17 protein-coding genes and 1 pseudogene are annotated in these 17,341 nt (G+C 72.2%); 9 read left to right on the top strand and 9 right to left on the bottom strand.

Annotation, left to right across the window (positions count from 1 at the left end; genetic code table 11):
* Positions 1 to 62: 62 nt before the first annotated feature.
* The gene (locus IE180_RS03085) at positions 63 to 1,286 is read right to left on the bottom strand and encodes an MFS transporter (protein ID WP_190155147.1); all 1,224 of its coding nucleotides are present in this window, start codon (positions 1,284 to 1,286) and stop codon (positions 63 to 65) included.
* A gap of 86 nt (positions 1,287 to 1,372) precedes the next feature.
* Here IE180_RS03085 and IE180_RS03080 point away from each other — a divergent pair, with 86 nt between their 5' ends.
* Positions 1,373 to 1,918, top strand: a complete 546-nt coding sequence (locus IE180_RS03080; RefSeq protein WP_190155146.1) for a MarR family winged helix-turn-helix transcriptional regulator — start codon at positions 1,373 to 1,375, stop codon at positions 1,916 to 1,918.
* Positions 1,919 to 1,969: 51 nt separating this feature from the next.
* Here the strand turns inward: IE180_RS03080 and IE180_RS03075 are convergent, their stop codons facing one another.
* From IE180_RS03075 to IE180_RS03050, 6 genes are all read right to left on the bottom strand, one after another.
* Positions 1,970 to 2,509 (bottom strand): hypothetical protein, encoded by a 540-nt coding sequence (locus IE180_RS03075; protein WP_190155145.1) that lies wholly within the window; start codon positions 2,507 to 2,509, stop codon positions 1,970 to 1,972.
* A 102-nt stretch (positions 2,510 to 2,611) separates the two neighbouring features.
* Positions 2,612 to 3,370, bottom strand: a complete 759-nt coding sequence (locus IE180_RS03070) for a succinate dehydrogenase iron-sulfur subunit (protein WP_030687532.1) — start codon at positions 3,368 to 3,370, stop codon at positions 2,612 to 2,614.
* Positions 3,370 to 5,124 carry a succinate dehydrogenase flavoprotein subunit gene (gene sdhA / locus IE180_RS03065; protein WP_123454928.1) on the bottom strand — a complete coding sequence of 585 codons (1,755 nt, stop codon included), beginning with the start codon at positions 5,122 to 5,124 and terminating at the stop codon, positions 3,370 to 3,372. The genes IE180_RS03070 and sdhA overlap by 1 nt, the downstream gene beginning before the upstream one ends.
* A gap of 25 nt (positions 5,125 to 5,149) precedes the next feature.
* Entirely contained in the window at positions 5,150 to 5,626 is a 477-nt protein-coding gene (locus IE180_RS03060; RefSeq protein WP_030687527.1) for a succinate dehydrogenase hydrophobic membrane anchor subunit, read from the bottom strand.
* A gap of 8 nt (positions 5,627 to 5,634) precedes the next feature.
* A complete protein-coding gene (gene sdhC / locus IE180_RS03055) occupies positions 5,635 to 6,015 on the bottom strand; it encodes a succinate dehydrogenase, cytochrome b556 subunit (RefSeq protein ID WP_015035721.1) in 381 nt (126 codons plus the stop codon).
* A 192-nt stretch (positions 6,016 to 6,207) separates the two neighbouring features.
* Positions 6,208 to 6,825 (bottom strand): 2-oxo-4-hydroxy-4-carboxy-5-ureidoimidazoline decarboxylase, encoded by a 618-nt coding sequence (locus IE180_RS03050; protein WP_190155144.1) that lies wholly within the window; start codon positions 6,823 to 6,825, stop codon positions 6,208 to 6,210.
* 137 nt (positions 6,826 to 6,962) lie between these two features.
* Here IE180_RS03050 and IE180_RS03045 point away from each other — a divergent pair, with 137 nt between their 5' ends.
* The 3 genes from IE180_RS03045 to IE180_RS03035 all read left to right on the top strand — a co-directional run bounded on the left by IE180_RS03045 (position 6,963) and on the right by IE180_RS03035 (position 9,969).
* Positions 6,963 to 8,609, top strand: coding sequence for a beta-N-acetylhexosaminidase (locus IE180_RS03045; protein WP_190155143.1), 1,647 nt, complete (start codon positions 6,963 to 6,965; stop codon positions 8,607 to 8,609).
* 88 nt (positions 8,610 to 8,697) lie between these two features.
* Positions 8,698 to 9,342, top strand: coding sequence for a DUF4328 domain-containing protein (locus IE180_RS03040; RefSeq protein ID WP_190155142.1), 645 nt, complete (start codon positions 8,698 to 8,700; stop codon positions 9,340 to 9,342).
* Between the two features lie 66 nt (positions 9,343 to 9,408).
* Positions 9,409 to 9,969, top strand: coding sequence for a hypothetical protein (locus tag IE180_RS03035; RefSeq protein WP_190155141.1), 561 nt, complete (start codon positions 9,409 to 9,411; stop codon positions 9,967 to 9,969).
* Positions 9,970 to 10,046: 77 nt separating this feature from the next.
* Here the strand turns inward: IE180_RS03035 and IE180_RS03030 are convergent, their stop codons facing one another.
* Complete coding sequence (locus IE180_RS03030; RefSeq protein WP_190155140.1) at positions 10,047 to 10,784, bottom strand: Clp protease N-terminal domain-containing protein; 738 nt, start codon at positions 10,782 to 10,784, stop codon at positions 10,047 to 10,049.
* A 395-nt stretch (positions 10,785 to 11,179) separates the two neighbouring features.
* Between IE180_RS03030 and IE180_RS03025 the strand changes: the two genes are divergently transcribed.
* The gene (locus IE180_RS03025; protein ID WP_190155139.1) at positions 11,180 to 11,860 is read left to right on the top strand and encodes an RNA polymerase sigma factor; all 681 of its coding nucleotides are present in this window, start codon (positions 11,180 to 11,182) and stop codon (positions 11,858 to 11,860) included.
* On the top strand, positions 11,860 to 12,972 hold the full coding sequence (locus tag IE180_RS03020) for a hypothetical protein (protein ID WP_190155232.1): 1,113 nt from the start codon (positions 11,860 to 11,862) through the stop codon (positions 12,970 to 12,972). Before IE180_RS03025 ends, IE180_RS03020 begins: the two co-directional genes overlap by 1 nt.
* Before the next feature lie 158 nt (positions 12,973 to 13,130).
* On the opposite strand, the gene IE180_RS03015 is transcribed toward IE180_RS03020, so the two are convergent.
* A complete protein-coding gene (locus IE180_RS03015) occupies positions 13,131 to 13,985 on the bottom strand; it encodes a L,D-transpeptidase family protein (RefSeq protein WP_308434349.1) in 855 nt (284 codons plus the stop codon).
* Between the two features lie 172 nt (positions 13,986 to 14,157).
* Here IE180_RS03015 and IE180_RS03010 point away from each other — a divergent pair, with 172 nt between their 5' ends.
* From IE180_RS03010 to IE180_RS03000, 3 genes and pseudogenes are all read left to right on the top strand, one after another.
* Positions 14,158 to 15,738, top strand: a complete 1,581-nt coding sequence (locus tag IE180_RS03010; RefSeq protein WP_190155137.1) for an acyl-CoA mutase large subunit family protein — start codon at positions 14,158 to 14,160, stop codon at positions 15,736 to 15,738.
* A 60-nt stretch (positions 15,739 to 15,798) separates the two neighbouring features.
* Positions 15,799 to 16,452: a leucine efflux protein LeuE gene (gene leuE / locus IE180_RS03005; protein WP_190155136.1), complete on the top strand. Its 654-nt coding sequence runs from the start codon at positions 15,799 to 15,801 to the stop codon at positions 16,450 to 16,452.
* A gap of 50 nt (positions 16,453 to 16,502) precedes the next feature.
* Positions 16,503 to 17,325, top strand: a pseudogene (locus IE180_RS03000) (MerR family transcriptional regulator).
* Positions 17,326 to 17,341: the final 16 nt, after the last annotated feature.

The raw sequence follows: 17,341 nt of genomic DNA, 5'->3' as shown, positions 1-17,341 counted from the left end.
AGGTGGCACGGGCACGCCCCGTCCAAGGGGCGGCGCGTCGGCCGGGCCGGGTGCCGAGAGCCCTACCCGAACCGCCTCACCCCCGGCACCAGCACCGTCCCCGCGCAGCACCCGCCGACGGCCGCCGCCGCGACGAGCAGCGGTACGTGAGGTCCCCAGGCCGCGGCGGCGAGCGGGGCGAGGGCGTATCCCAGGGGCATCGCGGCGAGCGAGAGCAGCCAGTCGTACGAGGTGACCCGGGCGAGCGCGCGGGCGGGCACCGCGCGCTGGACGGCGGTCTGCCAGACGGGGGAGAGGAAGCCGAGCCCCGCCTGCGCGAGCCCGTACGCCGCGATCGTCACCGGCGCGGGCGCGGCGAGGGCGAGCAGCACCAGCGGCAGCGCGTACGTGGCGAGGCCGAGGTTCGCGGTCAGGACCGGGCGCCGGGGGCGGGCCCGGTCGGCGAGCAGCGTGCCGAGGAGGAAGCCGACGGCGCCGACCTGGAGGAGGACGACCCAGGTGGTGCCGCCGCCGAGCCGGTCCACGGCGATGGCGGGGCCGAGGGTCATCAGGACGGCGGCGGCGCCGTTCCAGGCGCTGTGGCCGATGAGGCTGCTCCAGTACCAGTCGCGGGAGCGGACCTCCTGCCAGCCCTCGGCGAGGTCGGCGCGGAGCGAGCGGCGCGGGACGGGGACCCGCTTCACCCGTACGGCGGTCAGGAGCAGGGCGCTGACGGCGAAGGTGGCCGCGTCCAGGACGAACGCCCAGCCGGGTCCGACGGTCAGGACCAGGGTGCCGGCGAGCGCGGGTCCCGCGAGGCGGGTGGCGCTCTGGGCGACCCCCATCGCCGCGTTGGCCCGGTGCAGGGCCTCCTCCGGCACCGTGCCCTTCACGAGCGGCGAGCCGGTCGGCATGGCGAAGGCTCCGGCGGCGCCGCCGAGGGCCTCGGCGACCGCGAGGACGGCGAGGCCGGGGGAGCCGCCGAGCAGCTGGACGCCGACGAGGAGCTGGGTGGCGCAGCGGACGAGGTCCGTGGCGAGCGCGACCGTACGGGCGTCGAAGCGGTCTCCGGCGACGCCCCCCAGCGGCAGCAGGAGCAGTTTGGGGACCATCGCGCAGCCGAGGACCAGGGCGAGCGCCGAGGTGGAGCCGGTGGCCTCCAGGACGGCGAGGGCGAGGGCGGCGGGGATGGCGGCGTCGCCGAGCAGGGAGAGGGCGCGGCCGGTGAAGAGGAGGCGGAAGGGGCGGGTGCGCAGGGGGTGGGGGACGGACGGGGGCGGGGCGGTGCGCGCGGAGGCCGTGGGCATGGACAGCAGAGTATTTCGGTGCCGAATATTTCGTCAACGAAGTACTTTCGGAGGGAAAGATGCCCGCACCGACGTACGATCACCCCATGGCGCCCTCCGAGGAACCGCGCGGACCGCGCACCCCGCGCGACTGGACCGACGACCACGTCGACCGCTGGCAGCCCGTCCTGCCCCGCCTCGACCCCGTCGTCGAGGGCGCGGTCACCCGGATGAAGAAGCTCTCGGTCCATCTGCGCCGGGTCAGGGAGCAGTCCCTCGTCGACTTCGACCTGGAACGCCACGAGTTCGACACCCTCCACAAGCTCGCGGGACGCGGCGGCAGCGCCGCCCCCTCCGAACTCGCCCAGGACCTCGACCTGGCCCCCGCCTCCGTCTCCGGGCGCCTCGACGCCCTGGAGAAACGCGGCTTCGTCCGCCGCACCCGGTCCACGACCGACCGCCGCCGGGTCGTCGTCGAGCTCACCGCCTCCGGCCGCGAGACCTGGCTCGGCGCGATGGACGTCCTCGGCCACGAGGAGGAGCGGCTCCTCGGCGTCCTCACCCCCGAGGAACGCGACCTGCTCAACGGCATGCTGCGCCGGATCATGGTCGAGGCGGAGGCGGGCGGCCCCGCCCACACCTGGCACGCCTGAGGCCGCCCGGGTCCGGCCCGCCCGAGCCCGTCGACGGCCCGGGCGCGCGCGTCACATGCTCAGCGAGCGCGCGTAGTTCAGCTGTCCCATGACCCAGTGGATGGTGTCCGGGCTCGTCGCCGGGATCATCGTCGAGTGGTGGCGGCCGCCGCTGGTCACCGTGACCTGGACGAAGCCGGTGGTCTGCTTCTCCTTCATCAGCAGGAACAGCAGGCCGAGGAAGCAGAGGACGAAGAAGACGACGGCGAGGACGATCGCCACCGTGGGCATCTTCTCCTCGGTCCGCGACATGTCCATCGCGTTCCACACGGCGCCCTTGAGGGGCATGGTGCCGGCCGGCGTGATGATCTGGTCGCCGACCACGACGATGTCGCCGAGGCTCAGCACCGGCGCGCCCCCGCCCACGGGCCCGTACTGCGGCGGCACCGCCACGCCGCCCGGCAGGGTCGGCTGGTAGGGCGGCGTCTGCGGGTACCCGTACCCGGGCGTCGCGTCCTGCGGATATCCGTACGCCGGACCCCCGGGCGCCCCGCCCTGCTGCCCCGGCCCCCACTTGTACTCACCGTCCGCGTAAGGGTTCGGCTCGCTCATCAGTCCCCGATTCTCTGCGCGATGGAAAAGCCGGGCGTAAGGGAAAAGCCCGCCCCTGCACGCCGCAGCGTACAGAAGCGGACTCCCCGACCGAACAGGACGTCAGAAGCGACGCGTGATCAGCGCGCGCTTCACTTCCTGGATGGCCTTCGTGACCTCGATGCCACGCGGGCACGCGTCCGTGCAGTTGAACGTGGTGCGGCAGCGCCACACGCCGTCCTTGTCGTTCAGGATCTCCAGGCGCTGCTCGCCCGCCTCGTCACGCGAGTCGAAGATGAAGCGGTGCGCGTTGACGATCGCGGCCGGACCGAAGTACTGGCCGTCGTTCCAGAAGACCGGGCAGGACGACGTGCACGCGGCGCACAGGATGCACTTGGTGGTGTCGTCGAAGCGCTCGCGGTCCTCGGCGGACTGCAGGCGCTCGCGCGTCGGCTCGTTCCCCTTGGTGACCAGGAACGGCATGACGTCCCGGTACGCCTGGAAGAACGGCTCCATGTCCACGACCAGGTCCTTCAGGACCGTCAGGCCCTTGATGGCCTCGACCGTGATCGGCTTCTCGGGGTTGATGTCCTTGATCAGCGTCTTGCAGGCGAGCCTGTTCTTGCCGTTGATCCGCATCGCGTCCGAGCCGCAGATGCCGTGCGCGCACGAGCGGCGGAAGGTCAGCGTGCCGTCGACGTCCCACTTGATCTTGTGGAGGGCGTCGAGCACACGCTCCTTGGGGTCGATCTCGATCTGGAAGTCCTCCCAGACCGCGGCGTCCGACACCTCGGGGTTGAAGCGGCGGATCCGCATCGTGACCGTGATGTACGGGGAGGCGGCGGAGTCCTTCTCCACCTTGTCCAGTACGGGAGTAGCCATCAGTACTTACGCTCCATCGGCTGGTAGCGGGTCTGGACGACCGGCTTGTAGTCGAGACGGACGGTCTCGGAGCCGTCCTCGCCGACCTCGCGGTACGCCATGGTGTGGCGCATGAAGTTGACGTCGTCGCGGTTCGGGTAGTCCTCGCGGTAGTGACCGCCGCGGGACTCCTTGCGCGCCAGGGCCGAGACGGCCATGACCTCGGCCAGTTCGAGCAGGTTGCCCAGCTCGATGGCCTCCAGGAGGTCGGTGTTGAAGCGCTTGCCCTTGTCCTGGATGGACACGTTCTCGTAGCGCTCGCGCAGCTCGGCGATCTTCTCGACGGCCGTCTTGATGGTCTGCTCCGTGCGGAACACCATCACGTTGGCGTCCATCGTCTCCTGGAGCTCACGGCGCAGGTCGGCGACCCGCTCGTTGCCCGTGGAGTTGCGGAGCTTCTCGATCTGGGCGACGACGAAGGCCTCGGGGGCCTCCGGCAGCTCGACGTAGTCGTTCTTGGCGGAGTACTCGGCGGCGGCGATGCCGGAGCGCTTGCCGAAGACGTTGATGTCGAGGAGCGAGTTGGTGCCGAGGCGGTTGGCGCCGTGCACCGACACGCAGGCGACCTCGCCGGCGGCGTACAGGCCCGGGACGACGGTGGTGTTGTCCGCCAGGACCTCACCCTCGACGTTGGTCGGGATGCCGCCCATGGCGTAGTGCGCGGTGGGCTGGATCGGGATCGGGTCCGTGTACGGCTCGATGCCGAGGTACGTACGGGCGAACTCGGTGATGTCCGGGAGCTTGGCGTCGAGCTGCTCCGGCGGGAGGTGCGTCAGGTCCAGGTAGACGTGGTCGCCCTCGGGACCGCAGCCGCGGCCCTCGCGGATCTCCGTGTAGATGGAGCGGGAGACGACGTCACGGGACGCGAGGTCCTTCATGACCGGCGCGTACTTCTCCATGAAGCGCTCGCCGTCCTTGTTGCGGAGGATGCCGCCCTCACCGCGGGCGCCCTCCGTCAGCAGGATGCCCATGCGCCAGATGCCCGTCGGGTGGAACTGGAAGAACTCCATGTCCTCCAGGGGCAGGCCGCGGCGGTAGCAGGCGGCCTGGCCGTCACCGGTCAGGGTGTGGGCGTTGGAGGTCACCTTGAAGAACTTGCCGGTGCCGCCGGAGGCGTAGATCACGGCCTTCGCCTGGAAGATGTGGATCTCGCCGGTGGCCAGCTCGTACGCGACGACGCCGGCGGACTTCTTGACGCCGTCGACCTCGGTGATCAGCTGGTCCAGGACGTAGAACTCGTTGAAGAACTCCACGCCCTCCTTGACGCAGTTCTGGTACAGCGTCTGGAGGATCATGTGGCCGGTGCGGTCCGCGGCGTAGCAGGACCGGCGGACCGGGGCCTCGCCGTGGTTGCGGGAGTGGCCGCCGAAGCGGCGCTGGTCGATGGTGCCGTTCGGGGTGCGGTTGAACGGCAGGCCCATCTTCTCCAGGTCGAGGACGGCGTCGATGGCCTCCTTCGCCAGGATCTCGGCGGCGTCCTGGTCGACCAGGTAGTCACCGCCCTTGACCGTGTCGAAGGTGTGCCACTCCCAGTTGTCCTCCTCCACGTTCGCCAGCGCGGCGGCCATGCCGCCCTGCGCGGCGCCCGTGTGGGAGCGGGTGGGGTAGAGCTTCGTCAGCACGGCGGTGCGGCTGCGCTTCGTCGCCTCGATGGCGGCGCGCATGCCGGCGCCGCCGGCGCCGACGATGACGGTGTCGTACTTGTGGATCTTCATGACGTGGATTACCTCAGCCCCGTGCCTAGCGGATGTTCGGGTCGAAGGTGAAGATCACCAGCGTGCCCAGAAGGATGGTGAACACCGTGGCGGTGTACAGCAGGCCCTTGAGCCACAGGCGCGTGTTGGCCCGCTCCGCGTAGTCGTTGATGACCGTGCGGAGACCGTTGGCGCCGTGCAGCATGGCGAGCCAGAGCATCAGCAGGTCCCAGACCTGCCAGAACGGGGACGCCCAGCGGCCGGCCACGAAGGCGAAGCCGACCTTGGAGACGCCGCCGTCCAGGAAGAGCTGGATCAGCAGGTGGCCGAGGACCAGGACGACGAGGACCACGCCGGAGAGGCGCATGAAGAGCCACGCGGCCATCTCGAAGTTGCCGCGGGTCGCGCGCGGGGTCCGGCCCGTGCGCTTGCGGGGGGCCTCGATGTACGGCGCGGGGTTGTCCACGTCGTAGCGCGGACCGCCTTCGACGGGTCCGATCGCGGAGGTGGTGTCAGTCGACATGTCTGGCGTCAGCTCCCGAACAGTTCACGTGCGGCGTGGCCGAGGACGGGGTAAAGGGAGCCCGCCATCAGCACGACCCAGATGCCCACGACGGTCCAGAGCATCTGCTTCTGGTAGCGCGGGCCCTTGGACCAGAAGTCCACGGCGATGACCCGGAGGCCGTTCAGCGCGTGGAAGAGGATGGCGGCGACCAGGCCGTACTCCAGAAGAGCGACGATCGGCGTCTTGTAGGTCGCGACGACCTCGTCGTACGCCTCGGGGGAGACGCGGACGAGAGCGGTGTCCAGCACGTGTACGAACAGGAAGAAGAAGATGAGGACGCCGGTGACTCGATGAGCCACCCAGCTCCACATTCCTTCCCGGCCGCGGTACAGCGTTCCAGCCGGCACGGAAAAACCCTCCGGGAGCGGGGATCAGGGTCGGCCGGCTTCTCTGTCGGTCTGACCCGGCCGGGTACGGTCCACCGGCCCCGGTCATCGTAGCGACGACTCGTCGGTTCGCTCGCCCGGGGTCCATCGGTGTGATCAAACAGGCACGGACGGCCTATCACACAGGCCGAAATCGCCGCATTGCTGACGAAATCACGGTCCGGGGTGTCGTGGTGTGAGCCCCTGGGTCACCCGGGAGGCCAGCCGGGAGCGGGCGAGGCGGCGGAGCTCGTCGGCGGCGACCACCCGCTCCTCCTCCGCTTCGTTGCCGAGACGTGACCGGATACCGGCCAGTAACTGGTCGAGCCGCTCCCCGGGGCGCACTCCGTCGAGGCTGATCACGAACGCGTGTCCGAAGCTGCTCTCGTACGCGGCGTGGGCGGCCCGCAGCGCGGTCCGGGCGGCCGGCGGGGCGTCCGGATGGGGCGGCGCGGAGGACTCGGCGGCCAGGGCCTCGTCGAGATCGGCGCGGGAGAGGTCGTACCCGGCCTCGTCGGCGGCGGCGAGCAGGGCGTCCACGGTCGGGTACGGACGGTGCGCCGCCACCCGTTCGGCCCAGCGCGTGCTGTGGCAGCAGGAGAGCAGCAGCGCCACCGCCTCGGCGGGCGGGGCCGCGTTGAATCCGACGAGGCCCCCGGTGTGCCGGGAGTGTGTCTGCTGGGCAGGCAGGGCAGGAGTGTCCGCGGCGCCCGGCTTCCGGCAGGGGGCGTGGGTGTCGCTGGTCAGCGTGGACTCCGGTGCTCCGGGACGGGTGGGGTGGACGTGACTCAACGTTATCGACGGGATGGGGGAAGTGTCCGACGGATGCGCGATTTTCACCCGGAAGGGAGAGTTTCGGAACAGATGACGGACGATCGGCTTCCGCCCCGCCGAGTGGTCGGATTCCCGTCCTTACGGGAGGATTCCGAATGATGCGGTACTCCCCCCGAGGGCCTCGTCGGGCCCCCGCCCTCCTGGCGACCGCGGTGGCGCTGGCCACCGCGGCGGCCTGCTCGAGCGGCTCTCCGTCCGGCCCGCCCTCCGGCCCGTCCGCCACGGGCGCGTCCGCGAGCGCCGCGCCCACGAGCGCTGCCGCGCCCACGAGCGCCGTGCCGCCCGCCCCCACGCCGACGCCCACCCCGACGAAGACCCATCCCCTCTCCACCGCGCCCCGCACCGTCCCCGCCGTCCGCGTCCACCGGGCGGCCCGCGGCCCCGGCTGGAGACCCGCGCCCACGGGCGGGGTCGTCCTCGCCGCGAACAGCGGGGCCCTCGCCGACGAGGGGCGGCTGCTCGCCGGGGAGCTCGGCATCCCGTACCGCGGCGCCGCCGCGGCCGGGCCGGGGGACGTCGAACTGGCCCTCGGCGGGACGGGCGCCCCCGAGTCGTACACCCTGACGGTGACGGGCGGCCGCGTCCGGATCGCCGGCCCCGACGAGGCCGGGGTCTTCTACGGCACCCGCACCCTCAAGCAGTCGGTGAAGGCCACCGGCGCCGCCCCCGAGGGGACCGTCACCGACCGGCCCGCGAAACCGCAGCGCGGACTCATGCTCGACATCGCCCGCAAGCACTTCACCGCCGCCTGGATCGAGGACCGCATCCGCGAGATGAGCGATCTGAAGCTCAACCAGCTCGGGCTGCACTTCTCCGACGACCAGGGCTTCCGGATCGAGTCCTCCAGTCATCCCGAGGTCGTCTCGGCCGAGCACCTCACCAAGGCCGAGGTCCGCCGGATCCTCGCCCTCGCCGCGAGCCGCCACGTCACGGTGATCCCCGAGATCGACTCCCCGGGGCACCTCGGCGCCGTCATCTCCGCCCACCCGGGCCTCCAGCTCGTCAGCGCGAGCGGCCGGACCCCGCGCGGGACCGTCGACATCTCGAACCCGGACGCCGCGAAGATCGTCGACGAGCTGCTGCGCGAGTACGCCGGGCTCTTCCCCGGGGCGTACTGGCACCTCGGCGGCGACGAGTACGTCGCCCTGATGTCCAAGAACCCCGAGGCGAGCTACCCGAAGCTGGCACGGGCCGCGGTCGCGAAGTACGGGCCCTCCGGCCGCGTCCAGGACCTCGCCACCGGCTGGCTCAACGACCGCGCGGCCGTCGTCCGGCCCACCGGCAAGACCCTCAAGGCCTGGAACGACGGCTTCTTCACGGGCGGGGTGGTGGGCCCGGACAAGGACCTGGAGGTCGAGTACTGGACGGGCCGCGAGATCGGCGCCCGGCTCCCCGTCTCGTACCTGAGCGAGGGCCGCAAGGTGGTCAACCTCAACGACGACTACCTCTACTACATCCTGGGCGAGCCCAATAGGTTCCCGTACCCCACCGGCCGCCGGATCTACGAGCAGTGGACCCCCCGCGTCCTGCGCGGCTCCACCCCCGTGCCGGCGCGGTACGACCCCCAGATCCTCGGCGGCCGGCTCGCGGTCTGGTGCGACCTGTCCCGGGCGCAGACGCAGGCCCAGGTGGCGGACGGCATCCGCCTGCCGCTCGCGGCCCTGGCCCAGAAGGTCTGGGACCCGGCACCACCGGCGCTGACCTGGGCGCAGTTCAAGGCGCTGGCGTCGAAGGTGCGGTGATCTTTCGGCATGGACGTGATCGGTCCCGGTCGCGTACGTTCCCCCGGCGGCGGCCGAGCGGCCGCCGCGCGTTCCTGGGGGGAACCACTTGCTCACGCTCAAGGATCCGACCGGCCTCGCGAAGGCCGTCGTGGCCCTGCTGGCCGGAAACATCCTCTTCGACGTCCTGCTCGGGCTGTTCGAGGTCCGCTGGCTGATGGCCGACGCGATGCCCTACACCTTCGATCCGGCCGTGTTCGGGTCGGTCGACCTGAACGTGACCTACAGCATGTCCTTCACGCTGTTCGCGGCGACCGTCGTCGTCTTCGTCGTCTGGTTCCACCGACTGCGGACCAACGCCGGGGTCTGGGCCGGTGATCTGCGGGGCCGGAAGCCCGGTTGGGCCGTCGGCGGCTGGTTCGTCCCGATCGGCAACCTCTGGATCCCGCGGGGGATCGCCGTCGACATCTGGCGGGCCAGCCGACGGCAGCCGTACGCCGCCGACGGTGGTCAGGGGCCGGCGCTCCTGAATGCCTGGTGGGCGTTCTGGGTCGCCGACTGGGTCGTGGGCAGGCTCTCCGGGCAGCTGTACAAGCATGCCGACACGCAGGAGGCCTACGACTCCGCCGCCGTCCGGTCCCTCGTGAGTCATGCCGTCAACCTCGTCGCCGCCGTTCTCGCGATCCTCGTCGTCCGGCGTCTGACCTCTATGCAGCGCGCCAAGGCCACTGGCATGATTCCGGCCGCGCAGTGACGAAAAAGCGCCCCTCGGCGCAGTAGGGGAAGTACTGCGTCCGCATCGGGTGGCGAGGAGGCGTCCATGACGTCGGGGAACGGCCGGAGCCTGCTGGAACTGATCGACGGGGCCGACGAGCGAGGGCTGGCCGCGGCCGGACTCGCCTGCCTCGACCGCTGTCTGCCGTTGCTCGCCCCCGACCGGGCCGACGCCCTGCGTCCCGTGTGGGCGGCCGTCGCGCGCGGCGACGGAGGCGCGTGGGGCGAGGCCGTCGCCAAGGCCCGCGTCGAACTCGACGTCGACGGCACGGAGGACGCCGGGGCCGTGCGCCGCATGCTCGCGCAGGCCCCGGCGGCCTGGACCTCCGGGGCCCTGCGCGTCTGGGCCGGCGACTGCTCCGCCGCGGCGCTCGCCCTGCACGGGCGGTACGACGCGGCCGGGGTGCCCGACGGGCTCGTCGAGCGCTGCCGGGCCGGCGACGCGGACGGCGCGGGCCCGCTGCTCGCGGGGGAGCTCCGTCGTCAGCTGGCCGTCCTGGAGGCCGCCGCGCACGGGCCCACCGGGCTGCGCCGGGCCCGCGAGGTGTCCACCGAGGGCGGCAGGGTGCTGCGCGCGGTCGTCTCGCGCCGGGCGCGGACGGCCTGAGCCGCGGGGTTCCGCGTACGGAGCGGAGGGGGTGACCGGCGCCGGTCACCCCCTCCGCTCCGTACGCGGAACCCCGGTCAGGCCTCCGGTTCCTGGACCGTGACCGAGGAGATCGCCTCGGCGATCTCCCGCTCCGCCGTGGCCTTGTCCAGGCCGAGCCCGCTCAGTACGCCCTGCCCGTCCTCGTGCTCCAGGAGGGCCAGCAGGATGTGCTCGGTGCCGACGTACTTGTGGCCGAGGCGCAGGGCCTCGCGGAACGTCAGCTCCAGGACCTTCTTCGTGTCCGCGTCGAACGGGATCAGCGCCGGGATCTCCTCGGTCCGCGGCGGCAGGGCCGGGGTCACCGCGGCGCGCACCGCCTCCGCCGTCACCTCGTGCCCGAGCAGCCACCGCATGGCGAGCGACTCGGGCTCGGCGAGCAGGCCGAGGGCGAGGTGGCCGGTCGTGACCTGGTCGTTGGCGGCCGCCCGGGCCTCCTCCTGCGAGGCCACGACCACCTTGCGGGCGCGCGGGGTGAAGCGGCTGAACCCGGAGTTCGGGTCCATCTTCTCCGCGTCGGGCTCCTTGGGGACGAAGCGCTTCTGGGCCGCCTGGCGGGTGACGCCCATGCTGCGGCCGATGTCGGTCCAGGAGGCGCCGGAGCGCCGGGCCTGGTCCACGAAGTGGCCGATGAGGTGGTCGGCGACGTCGCCGAGGTGGTCCGCCGCCATGACCGCACTGGAGAGCTGCTCCAGGGAGTCCGGATGGACCTTCTTGATGGCGTCGATGAGTTCGTCGAGACGGACGGGGATCTTCGGGCCGACTGGATTCGTCATGAGGCAACCTTAGGTTGACACCCCTCGACTGTCAACTGTCGGTTGACACTCGAAGGGCGTACTGCGCCCCGGGAGGCGAAAGGTCACGAGAAAGAGTGAGGAAGAGAGAGGGGAAAAGGGAGACGACCGGGGCCGCCACCCCCCACAGGAGAGGCCCCGGTCGTCGTCCACGGAGCCGCAGCACGGCTCCGTACTCCTATCAGCGCCGGGCGTGCGGTTTCTGTCACACCACCTCCGGCCGCCCAGAGGTTGCAAGTTGCACAAAGACCCCGGACCGCGTGGACGGGACGCCGCGACACCACGTAGCGTGCAGGTGCGCGAGCCGGCGTGGCGGTGATGACCAGCCGCGATGACGCGGGACGCGGCCACGCTGCCGACGAACAGGGTTTAGGGGAGTGCTGGGGGACGACGCGGAGCTGACGGCCGCGGTGCTCGCTGCGCAGGACGGGGACGAGGACGCCTTCCGTACTGTGTACCGCGCCGTGCACCCCCGGTTGCTCGGCTACATACGCACACTGGTCGGCGACGCGGACGCCGAGGACGTCGCCTCCGAGGCCTGGCTCCAGATAGCCCGCGACCTCGACCGCTTCGACGGCGACGCGGACCGGTTCCGCGGCTGGGCGGCCCGCATCGCCCGCAACCGCGCCCTCGACCACGTCCGGATGCGCGGCCGCCGCCCCGCCGCGGGCGCCGACGAGACCGAACTGGCCGACAAGCCCGCCGACTCCGACACGGCCGGCGAGGCCCTGGAGGCCCTCTCCACCGGCGACACCATGCAGCTGATCGCCCAGCTCCCGCAGGACCAGGCCGAGGCCGTCGTCCTGCGCGTCGTCGTCGGCCTCGACGCCAAGAGCGCCGCCGACACCCTGGGGAAACGCCCCGGCGCCGTGCGCACCGCCGCGCACCGGGGGCTCAAGAAGCTCGCCGAACTCCTCGGGGCCGACGCAGGGCAGGGCGACGGCCCGGGAACCGTCGTCCCCCTGGACGGCGTCCCTCCGCAACGCGGCCGCACACCGGGGCCCGTGGCCCCCGGCGGTGTGACGCAATCACGTCCGCGTACGCAGAAGGACATGTGATGGCCGACGAGCGGTACCAGTGGCTCGATCAGGAGGCCGCGGAGCGGCTGCTCCGCGGTGAGCCGGTCGAGGCCGTCGACGACCGTGCGCGCGCCGAGGCCGCGCGCCTCGCCGAAGCCCTCGGCACGGCCCGCGTCCCCGCCGTCCCGCCCGCCGCGGGCACCGAACTGCCGGGCGAGGCGGCGGCACTCGCCGCCTTCCGCAAGGCCACCGCCGAGCGGGCCGCCACGGCCGCCGCCCCCGCGCCCGTCGGCCCCGCCACCCTCGGCGAACTCGGCCGGATACGGATCGCGCCCGTGACCGCCCCCGCGCGCCGCTGGGGACGTTCCCTGCGGTACGGACTGGCCGCCGCGGTCGCCGCCGTCACGGTCGGCGGCGTCGCCGTCGCCGCCGGCACGGGCGTGCTGCCGCTGATCGGCCCCGCCCCCGCCAGCTCCGTCTCGGCGGGGGGGACGACGGACCCGCTCGTCTCCGAGGACCCCGGCATACGCCCGGACCCCGAGACGCCCCCGACGGAACCGGGCGACGGCGGCGACCCCACGCCCGGCCCGTCCCCCTCGGCCGACTCCGGGTCCACCGCCCCCACCCCCCGCACCCCGGACGGGCGCGGCACGGTCACCCGGGCCCCCGGGACCCCGACACCGGGCAGGACGACGCCCGGAGGCGGCGACGCGGCCGGCACCGGTCCGACCGCCGGCCGCGAGCAGGCCCTCCAGGCCTGCCGGGAGTACCGGAAGGGCAATCTCGACGCCACCGGCCGGCAGCAACTCCTGAAGACCCTGCGCAACGGCGACACCCTGCGCGTCTACTGCGACCGGATCCTCTCCGGCGACACCGGCACCTCCGAGGGCGGCGGCCAGGACTCCGCCGGGGGCGGCTCCAAGGGCGACGGCAAGGACGACTCCGACGACTCCTCCGACGGCGACCGGGCGACCGGTTCGAAGGGCGGGTCCAAGGGCGGATCCGGCAGCGGTTCCGCGAGCGCCGGCGGAAGCGGCGACCAGCGCGGCGGCACCGGGAACCAGAACGGAGGCGCCCGCCTCGACACCGGAGTCACCGCCGTACCGCCCGCGGGAATCACCGCCGGGACACGTCTTCCGCTCGGGGTGTAACACTTCTCGACCCCCCGACGCAGTAAGAAGTGCCGACTGGTCATCGGCCGCGCAGAGAGCCGGGGTTCCCCCCGTACCTACGGCTCCGCGCACCTGGCGCGGGTGGGACACGTTCCCCCGGTCCCACCCGCGCCCCTTCCCCTCCCGGGACGCGACCCCTACCAGTGGACGACGACCTTGTCGCCGGCCTTCACCTGGTCGAAGAGGGCGGAGAGCTTGGTCCGGTCCCGGACGTTGACGCAGCCGTGCGAGGCACCGGCGTAGCCGCGGGCCGCGAAGTCCGCCGAGTAGTGCACGGCCTGGCCGCGGCTGAAGAACATCGCGTACGGCATGGGCGTGTGGTAGATCGTCGACGTCCAGTCCCTCGCCTTCCACTCGACCTTGAAGAGGCCCTCGCGGGTCGGCGTGTTCTCCGAGCCGAAGCGGACGTCCATCGAGGAGACGACCTTGCCGTCGATCATCCAGGCGAGGGTCCGGCTCTCCTTGCTGATGCACAGCACCCGGCCGGTCATGCAGCGCGGGTCCGGGGCGTCCAGCTCGTTCGTCGTCGCGGGCTCCAGCTCGTCGGCGGTCGGCTTCCGGGTGACGGAGAGCAGCTGCTGCCAGGTCGCCGCGTCGACCACGCCCGTCTCCGGCAGCCCCCGGCGCGCCTGGAACTTCCTGACCGAGGCCGCCGTCATCGTCCCGTAGAAGCCGGTGGGAGCCCGGTCGAAGAAGTCGAGCTGCCGCAGCCGCGCCTGGAGTTCGCGGACCTGCTCGTTCTCGTCCCCGTCGTCCATGAGGGGCTTCCCCGTCGAGGGCGCGGCGGAGGGGGAGGCGGCAGAGGGAGCGGTGGCGGAGGCGGAAGGGGACGGCGGCTTGTCGTCCGTGGTGGGGGTGGCGGCGGGAGCGGTGCCGGGCGCGGCCGAGCTCGGCGCGGGAGCCGTGCCCGCCCCCGTGCCCGTACCGGCGGCGTCCGGCGTGCAGCCGGCGGCGAGTGCCACCGCCGCGGCCGCCAGGACCACTCTGCGCATGACGGACGAAGACCGTTTCATCGTTGCCCCCGAGGTGTGACGTGTGTACGTAGGGATGCTTCCCGCGCGCGTACGGTTGCGCACCCGGGCCGCGAACCGCGCATCCTGTGGGAAGGGAGCGACAGGCCCGGGCGGCAGGCCCGGGCCACGGGTCTACCGGGAGGCACAGGACATGGCGCGCGAGTCGGAGTCGGGGCTGCCCATCGAACCGGTCTACGGACCGGACGCCCTGGACGGATGGGATCCCGCCGAGAAGCTGGGCGAGCCGGGCTCGTACCCCTTCACGCGCGGGGTGTACCCCTCGATGTACACCGGCCGGCCCTGGACCATGCGGCAGTACGCCGGTTTCGGCACCGCCGTGGAGTCCAACGCCCGCTACAAGCAGCTCATCGCCAACGGCACCACGGGCCTGTCGGTCGCCTTCGACCTGCCGACCCAGATGGGCCACGACTCCGACGCCCCGATCGCGCACGGCGAGGTCGGCAAGGTCGGCGTCGCCGTCGACTCGATCGACGACATGCGGGTCCTGTTCGACGGCATCCCGCTGGACGAGGTCTCCACGTCGATGACGATCAACGCCCCCGCCGCCCTGCTGCTCCTGCTCTACCAGCTCGTCGGCGAGGAGCAGGGCGTCCCGGCGGACAGGCTGACCGGCACGATCCAGAACGACGTCCTCAAGGAGTACATCGCCCGCGGCACGTACATCTTCCCGCCGAAGCCCTCGCTGCGGCTGATCGCGGACGTCTTCCAGTACTGCCGGACCGAGATCCCGAAGTGGAACACCATCTCGATCTCCGGCTACCACATGGCCGAGGCCGGCGCCTCGCCCGCGCAGGAGATCGCGTTCACCCTCGCCGACGGCATCGAGTACGTCCGCACCGCCGTCGCCGCCGGCATGGACGTGGACGACTTCGCGCCCCGCCTCTCCTTCTTCTTCGTGGCCCGCACGACCCTCCTGGAGGAGGTCGCCAAGTTCCGCGCCGCCCGCCGGATCTGGGCGCGGGTGATGAGGGAGGAGTTCGGCGCGGAGAACCCCAAGTCGTGGATGCTGCGCTTCCACACCCAGACCGCCGGCGTGCAGCTCACCGCCCAGCAGCCCGAGGTCAACCTGGTGCGCGTCGCCGTCCAGGGCCTCGCGGCCGTCCTCGGCGGCACGCAGTCGCTGCACACCAACTCCTTCGACGAGGCCATCGCGCTGCCGACCGACAAGTCCGCCCGCCTGGCCCTGCGCACCCAGCAGGTCCTGGCGTACGAGACGGACGTCACCGCCACCGTCGACCCCTTCGCGGGCTCCTACGTCGTCGAGAGGATGACCGACGACGTCGAGGCCGCCGCCCTGGAGCTGATGGAACGGATCGAGGGGATGGGCGGCGCGGTCAGCGCGATCGAGCGCGGCTTCCAGAAGGACGAGATCGAACGCTCTGCCTACCGGATCGCGCAGGAGACCGACAGCGGCGAGCGGGTCGTCGTCGGCGTCAACCGCTACACGATCGACGTCGAGGAGCCCTACGAGCCGCTCCGCGTCGACCCGGCCATCGAGGCCCAGCAGGCCGAGCGCCTCGCCCGCCTGCGGTCCGAGCGCGACCGGGCGGCCGTGGACGCGGCCCTCGCCGGGCTGAAGAAGGCGGCGGAGGGCACGGACAACGTGCTCTACCCGATGAAGGACGCCCTCAGGGCCCGGGCCACGGTCGGCGAGGTCTGCAACGCCCTGCGGGAGGTCTGGGGCACGTACGTCCCGAGCGACGCGTTCTAGCCGATTCCACCCGTCGAAACCCAAAGCGGAGTGTCGTACCGGTGTGCGACACTCCGCTCCATGCTGGGTGTCACCGATCTGCCGACCTATCTCGCCGGGCTCGTCCTCATCATCCTCCTCCCGGGGCCGAACTCGCTGTACGTGCTGTCCGTCGCCGCCCGCAAGGGCACCCGGACCGGATACAAGGCCGCCGCCGGGGTGTTCACCGGCGACGCCGTCCTGATGACCCTCGCCGCCCTCGGCGCCGCCTCGCTGCTCCAGACCACCCCGTTCCTCTTCATGATCGTGAAGTACGCGGGCGCCGGCTATCTGACCTGGATGGCGATCGGCATGCTGCGGGCCGCCCTGGCCATGTGGCGCACCCGGCACGAGACCGCCGTCGAGGCCGCCGCCGAGCCGGACGCCGGACCGTCCGAGCACCCCTACCGCCGCGCGCTGGTCATCAGCCTCTTCAACCCGAAGGCGATCCTCTTCCTGATCTCCTTCTTCGTGCAGTTCGTGGACCCGTCCTACGCCTACCCGGCGCTCTCCTTCCTGGTCCTCGGCACCCTGCTCCAGCTCGGCAGCTTCCTCTACCTGACGACCCTCATATTCGGCGGCACCCGGCTCGCCGAGGCGTTCCGCCGCCGCAAGCGCCTCTCGGCGGGAGCGACCTCCGCCGCCGGGGCCCTCTTCCTCGGCTTCGCCGCGAAGCTCTCGCTCAGCAGCGCCTGACCGGCCCGCTTGACCCTCACACGGTGTGAGGCCGTTCCGTAGGGGGCGTCATGTTCGCCATCGGAGACTTCGCCCGGCACGGGCGGGTGTCGGTCCGGATGCTGCGCCACTACGACGCCATCGGACTGCTGCGCCCGGCCCACGTCGACCCGCACAGCGGCTACCGCTACTACACGGCGGACCAGCTCGCCCCCCCTCAACCGCGTCATCGCGCTCAAGGAGCTCGGCTTCACCCTCGAACAGGTGGGGGCGATCCTCCGGGACGAGGTCGGCGCGGAGGAGCTGCGGGGGATGCTGCGCCTGCGCCAGGCCGAGCTGGAGGCGGCCCTGGAGGCGGCGCGGGCCCGGCTCGCCCAGGTCGGCGCGAGGCTCCGGGCCATCGAGAGCGAGGGACGCATGTCCACCCAGGACGTCGTTGTCAAGAAGGTCCCCGCCGTCCGCGTCGCCGAACTGAGCTCGGTCGCCGCGGGCTTCGGACCGGAGGACATCGGCCCGGTCATCGGGCCGCTGTACGAGGAGCTGTGCGGCCGGCTGGAGAGCGCGGGCGTCACCGGCTTCGGCCCGGCCGTCGCGTACTACGAGGACGCGGGCAGGGGTGACGGTTCGGTCGTCGTGCACGCCGCGACGACCGTGCCCGACGGCACGGTCGCGGAGGGCGTCGAGGTGCGCGTCCTGCCCGGCATCGAGGAGGCGGCCACCATCGTCCACCGGGGTTCGATGGACGAGGTCCTGCCGACCGCGCAGACCCTGGCCGCTTGGATCGACACCAACGGCTACCGGTCGGCCGGCTACGCCCGTGAGCTGTACCTGGAGTGCCCCGAGGACCCGGCCGGCTGGGTCTCCGAGATCCAGGAGCCGATCGTCCGCGCCTGATCCCCCGGAGGACCAC

Origin of the sequence: Streptomyces litmocidini, from assembly GCF_014649755.1 — a bacterium.
Classification (GTDB): Bacteria; Actinomycetota; Actinomycetes; order Streptomycetales; family Streptomycetaceae; genus Streptomyces; species Streptomyces litmocidini.
This window is presented reverse-complemented; position numbering and strand designations above follow the sequence as displayed.